Annotated in this window: 5 protein-coding genes and 1 pseudogene; all 6 read left to right on the top strand. The window is 55.0% G+C overall.

Annotated elements, in window-relative coordinates; all coding sequences use genetic code 11:
• Nucleotides 1-328 precede the first annotated feature (328 nt).
• Nucleotides 329-1,443 (top strand): annotated as a pseudogene (gene tnpB / locus L692_RS29905) (IS200/IS605 family element RNA-guided endonuclease TnpB).
• 278 nt (nt 1,444-1,721) lie between these two features.
• Nucleotides 1,722-2,687: a GGDEF domain-containing protein gene (locus L692_RS0122370; protein WP_025702211.1), complete on the top strand. Its 966-nt coding sequence runs from the start codon at nt 1,722-1,724 to the stop codon at nt 2,685-2,687.
• A gap of 92 nt (nt 2,688-2,779) precedes the next feature.
• On the top strand, nt 2,780-3,217 hold the full coding sequence (locus L692_RS0122365; protein WP_025702210.1) for a hypothetical protein: 438 nt from the start codon (nt 2,780-2,782) through the stop codon (nt 3,215-3,217).
• 137 nt (nt 3,218-3,354) lie between these two features.
• Entirely contained in the window at nt 3,355-4,251 is an 897-nt protein-coding gene (locus tag L692_RS0122360) for a selenium metabolism-associated LysR family transcriptional regulator (RefSeq protein ID WP_025702209.1), read from the top strand.
• Between the two features lie 39 nt (nt 4,252-4,290).
• On the top strand, nt 4,291-4,866 hold the full coding sequence (locus L692_RS0122355; protein ID WP_025702208.1) for a GNAT family N-acetyltransferase: 576 nt from the start codon (nt 4,291-4,293) through the stop codon (nt 4,864-4,866).
• Between the two features lie 19 nt (nt 4,867-4,885).
• A partial coding sequence (locus L692_RS0122345) for a PHP domain-containing protein (RefSeq protein ID WP_025702207.1) occupies nt 4,886-5,643 on the top strand: 758 nt, incomplete at its 3' end.

Genomic DNA, 5,643 nt, shown 5'->3' with positions numbered 1-5,643 from the left:
CTTTGGTGAATACGGAAGAAGTCCGCCTTCGGACCTCTTCCGTTTTTTTGTATCGAATTATTCCTTGGGAAAATATTCCCGATTTTATCAGAATAGGAGAGAAGACCCCCTCCTCTGCAGGCAGGGGATGAATCGGCTTCGAACAAGGGAGGGGTTCAGCCCTCAATTATCCGACATCTTCGGGGTTTCCTAAGCTCTGGCTTGTGCCCTTGTTCGGCCACGCTTTCCTTTCGTCTCCCTCGCCTGCCAGCAACTTTTTTTTATGGAAACTCCTTGAATAGGAACTCGTGTTCGGTTATAATTCGAGATGAACAGAGGGGGCCTGGCCATGTTCATCCAAAAAGCCTACAAATTCCGCATCTATCCCACACCCGAACAAGCCACACTCATTAACAAGACGATCGGGTGCAGCCGCTTTGTGTACAATCGTTTTCTGGCGTGGTGGAGGGAAGCTTTTCAGAAGACAGGCAAAGGCTTAACCTACGGCGCATGTTCAACCGAATTAACCGGACTCAAACGAGAATTGTCTTGGCTGAGCGAAGTCGACAGTACCGCTTTGCAGTCGGCGCTCAAACACCTTGCCGATGCGTATAAACAATTTTTCACAAAACGTAACAATGCCCCTTGCTTTAAAAGCAAGAAAAATCCGGCGCAATCCTATACCACCCAAATCCAAGGGAAAAGTCAGTCTCCGGAAGTGAGTATTGTAGAGAGATGCATCAAGCTTCCCAAGCTGGGATGGGTGAAGTTCGCCCAAAGCCGTGAAGTCACCGGACGCATCATCCATGCCACTCTTCGGCGCCATCCTTCGGGAAAATACTTTGTATCCGTGCTTGCGGAAACCGAAGCAGAGGCGCTGCCCAAAACCCGTTCGGAGGTGGGGATTGACTTGGGACTCAAAGAGCTCGCGGTGTTGTCCAATGAGGAAGGGTTTGGCAACCCCCAATTCTTTCGTACCTTGGAGAACAAACTCGCTGAGGCCCAGCGCAAGCTCTCCCGCCGGAAGAAAGGCGGATCGAACTGGAATAAACAGCGGATCAAAGTGGCCCGGATACATGAAGATATTCGCAATGCGAGAAAGGACTATCTGGACAAAGTCTCGACGCATATTGTCAAAAACCACGCCATCATTGCCGTCGAAGACTTGTCCGTTCGCAACCTGCTTACAAACCGGAAGCTATCCAAAGCGATTAGTGAAGCCTCCTGTCCCTGTTTCGCAAGATGCTGGAATATAAGTGTGCATGGTATGGCCGAGTATTGGTTACAGTTAGTCGCACCTTTGCCTCCTCCCAATTATGTTCTTGCTGCGGATACCGGAACCGGGAAGTCAAGAATCTGAATGTGCGTGAATGGACATGCCCGTCGTGTGGAACCGTCCATGACCGGGACTTGAACGCCAGTCAGAACATTCTGGCCGAAGGTAAAAGACTGCTACAGCTGTAGATCTTACATAAACTGCCGGGACGGCAGGGTTCGCTTGGTCAACTTCTCTTCGGTAGAAGGGACTACCCAAGAATCTCCTTCCTCTTAAGCGTCAGCGTAGGGAGGAGAGTGTTCAATGGCAGTTAATAGTATAGTCCTATTATTATACTATTGTGATGTGGTGAAGACGGATGATGCGTCTCGCATGCCGATTTTGGACAGCCCGATATTGTACGGGAAGCATGCCCTTCCGCTCCGGATCGGACTGCCGCTTGTTCCCAGGAAAGGGGCCTTGGTGGATGCAGAATAAAGTTGGAGAAATAAGCCAGGCGATTCCGAGCATCGCTCCTGGCACCCGATGTGAGCGTGTAGACCGGATCTTCAAAGAGAATCCCGCGCTCCACGGGGTGGCTGTAACGGAGAATGATTACCCGGTTGCTCTGATCATGAGAGTGAGATTTTACCAGAGAATCGGGACGCTTTACGGCTACACGCTGTATATGGAAAGACCCGTTCAGCTAATTATGGACCCCGCTCCGCTGGTGGTTGATTATGATTGCCCCATTACCGAGGTCAGCAAGCTGGCGATGGGACGAGATAAGGAGAAGCTGTACGACGATGTGGTGGTCACTTGCGGAGACCGGCTGTACGGCGCGGTAAGCGTCAGGGATTTGCTGCTGCATTTTGCGGAGATTCAAGCCGAGACCGCGAGCTTCATGAATCCACTTACCGGGCTGCCGGGCAATGTAAGCATCAGCGAGTGGCTGAAGGGGGCGCTGGCACAGGAGCGCTACAGCGTGCTTTATTTTGACCTCGACAATTTCAAGGCTTACAACGATACCTACGGGTTCAAGGAAGGGGACAGGCTGCTTCAGTGGACGGCGGATCTGATAAAAAACGGCATGACGCCCGCGGGAGGGCTTGTAGGACATATCGGAGGGGACGATTTCATCGTCGCTTTGGATCACCATCATTACGCCGAATGCTGCCAGTCGGTTCTGCGCGCGTTCGATGAGACGATCCGGGGTTTTTACTCCGAGGCGCACTTCATGAGGCAGTCAGTCCTGGCCGAGAACCGCTCCGGGAAACTGGAGGAAATCCCGCTTGTGTCCCTGTCGGCGGCCATTGTGACCAACCGCTTCCGCAGCTTCGGTTCCGTTGAAGAGATTTCCGCTGAGGCGGCAAGCCTGAAAAAAAGATGCAAGCTGCACAGGGGCAGCTGCCTGGTCGACGACAGCTACCTGGAGCCACGGGCCTATGTGTAGCCTCCCCCGAGGCTTGTATATCCCGCTCCTGTGGTGGTAAGATGGCATCAATACATGCGCGCCAAGACCCTAGACGGTGGAGTGTGATAACTATGCGCGATAATAAGACAGGCAGCCGGGGCGTTCACGAGCCGTTCTATGTTATGCTGAATGAGTACAGAATCGCCGATCTTGTAATTACGGCCCATGCGGGAAGCCGTTACGAAAGACGGGGCCAGAGCGGGGGACAGGCGGCCAAGGATGCGGCTTACTGGTTGTGGCAATGTCTCAAGCAGAAGAGGGTGCGGGCGCACTCACCGGGGGAGCCGGAAATGTATGTGGTGGATAATGATCTTGTAATGGCGGCGCGCATTGTGGAAATTCCGGACGAGTTCGATCTTTACGGGAACCCGCTCTATAAGCTCATCGTCGTTTCTTTTCTCGGAAAGATGTCGGAGAATATCGATCTCAGGGACCTGAAGACCTATTATGCCCGGCAGCAAAATACACGGCGGGTTACCCTCATGCAGACCGGACGGAAGAGACGGTAACCGAAGGAACCATACGGCGAAGAGACATGCGGCGCGGCCGCATGTCTTTTTGAAAATATACAACGTTGAGCGGCGGGTTTGTCAGCACGTTGATGGACTCGTGAACCTGAGACTCAGCGATAATGGGAGTGTACAGCATGAATTTTCACCAACTGCATATTTTTTACACCGTATCCGAAAAAGGGAGCTTCTCCGCTGCGGCGCAGGCGCTGCATATGACTCAGCCGGCCGTGACGATGCAGGTTCAGTCGCTGGAGGACTATTTCGGAACGAAGCTGTTCAACCGTTCTACCAAGAAAATCATGCTCTCCGACGCGGGAAGGACGCTGCTTCCGTTCGCGCTGCGCAGCATGGAGCTGATGCGGCAGACCGATCAGGCGATGGCGGCTTATACGCATATGCTCGAAGGGCGGCTGCTGCTCGGGTCAAGCCTGACGATCGGGGAATACGTGCTGCCCCGGCTGCTCGCGCCTTTTGGCAAGGCTTACCCGAACATTTCGGTCATGCTGAAGATTATGAACACAACGCAGATCATGGAGGAGATCACCAGGCACCAGCTTAATTTCGGGCTGATCGAAGCCGAGGTGACCCACCCGGATATGGTAATCGAGCCGGTGATGGAGGACGAGCTGAAGCTGATCGTGCCGGAAGGCCATGAGCTTGCCGGGAGAAGCGAAGTGCCGCTTGAGGAGGCTCTGCGGTTTCCGTTCGTGCTGCGCGAGCAGGGGTCCGGAACGCGCCGCGTGATGGAAGAGCAGCTTCTGTCCAAGGGACTGGATCTGGATGAATTGCAGGTTGTCATGGAGCTGGGCAGTACGGGGGCTGTCAAATCGGCGGTGGAGGCGGGGCTGGGCATAACGATGCTGTCTCCGTCCACGGTCAGGCATGAAGCCGCTTTGGGTCTACTGAAAATTGTGAATATCTCGGATGCTTCATTCAAGCGGCAGTTCTACGCGATTCACCAGAAATCGACGCTGCTGCCGATCCATGCGGTAACCTTCCTGACCTTTCTGCGGGAGCACGCAGAGGACTAGAAGGTACGTACGGGATCATGAAATTTGGGGGGAGCGTTGATGGCTGTTTGTTTGGCAGGACAAAAGGTTGTACTACGCGATATCACAGAGGGTGATATTCCAAGGCTGTATTATCACTGCTACGAGTCGCCCGACCGGGAGCATTTGAACTGGAATGGCCCCTATCAGCCGCAGGAGCCGGCTACCTATGAGCAATTTCTGGAGCAGCACAAGGCGGCTCTGGAGACGGCCAAGGCCGACAAGGCCCGCTCCCAGCTGATCATTGAGATCGACGGCGAAGTGAAGGGGAAGGTTGGCAGGTACTGGGTATCCGAGGCTACGAACTGGTTTGAGATCGGGATTGTTATTTTCGATTCAAGCTATTGGTCCGGCGGTTACGGCACCGAAGCCTTCCGGATGTGGATGGATTATTTATTCGCTCATCTGGATACCGTCCGTCTGGGCATCGGCACATGGTCTGGCAATGAACGGATGATGCGGCTTGCCGCCAGATGCGGAATGGTCGAGGAAGCCCGTGTCCGCAAGGCGCGGATTGTCCGGGGAGAATATTATGATGCAATCAAGATGGGGATTTTGCGCGAGGAATGGGAAGGGATGAAGGAGAATTTTGGATGAACGTGAGGGGATGAGCGGCATGGAACAGGAGCTGCGGAATGCAGGAGCCGGTTCTTCCGGACGCTGCGACTTGCACACACATACGCTTGCGTCCGACGGGATGCAGCCTCCGGCTGAAAATGTGCGTCTGGCCAAGGAGAAGGGGCTGGCCGCGGTCGCCATTACGGATCACGATACGGTAGCCGGCATAGCCGAAGCGCTGGAGGCCGGGGAACAGTACGGCATTACGGTCGTACCCGGCGTAGAAATCAGCACCCGGGCCGGCGGCAAGGACATCCATATCCTTGGTTATGGTGTCGATTTCCGGGATGAACAGTTCCTGAAGCGGCTGGCGGTGCTGCAAGAGACCCGGGCAGCGCGGAATGAAGCTATTATCGAACGGCTGCGGGTACTGGGCATCGGCATCACGCTGGAGGCGGTCATTCGCGGTATTGGCCGGGAGCTGAAGCCGGATGAGAGCGTCGGCAGGCCGCATATCGCGGACGAACTGGTGCGGCTCGGAGCAGCGTCCGACATGCGCGATGCCTTCGACAAATATCTGGCCGAGGGCAAGCCTGCCTTCGTGTCGCCGCCACGTATTTCCCCCGGGGAAGCGTGCCAGTGGATCGCCGAAGCGAAGGGCAAGGCAGTGCTCGCGCATCCCGGACTTTACGGCGATGACGAACTGGTGCGCGGCATTCTTGAGGGCGGCGGCTTTGCCGGTGTCGAGGCGTATTATTCCGACCATGGCTCGGCCGAGGAGAGGCGCTATCTGGAAATGGCGCGGGAGTACGGTTT

Origin of the sequence: Paenibacillus forsythiae T98 (genome assembly GCF_000520735.1) — a bacterium.
Classification (GTDB): domain Bacteria; phylum Bacillota; class Bacilli; order Paenibacillales; family Paenibacillaceae; genus Paenibacillus_AQ; species Paenibacillus_AQ forsythiae.
The sequence above is the reverse complement of the archived record's forward strand: the minus strand, read 5'-3'. Positions and strand labels throughout refer to the sequence as shown.

What these genes read in the sequence shown, in the direction of transcription:
- L692_RS0122370 (WP_025702211.1), top strand. Translation starts at nt 1,722, where the DNA reads ATGCAGAATAAAGTTGGAGAAATAAGCCAGGCGATTCCGAGCATCGCT.
- L692_RS0122365 (WP_025702210.1), top strand. Translation starts at nt 2,780, where the DNA reads ATGCGCGATAATAAGACAGGCAGCCGGGGCGTTCACGAGCCGTTCTAT.
- L692_RS0122360 (WP_025702209.1), top strand. Translation starts at nt 3,355, where the DNA reads ATGAATTTTCACCAACTGCATATTTTTTACACCGTATCCGAAAAAGGG.
- L692_RS0122355 (WP_025702208.1), top strand. Translation starts at nt 4,291, where the DNA reads ATGGCTGTTTGTTTGGCAGGACAAAAGGTTGTACTACGCGATATCACA.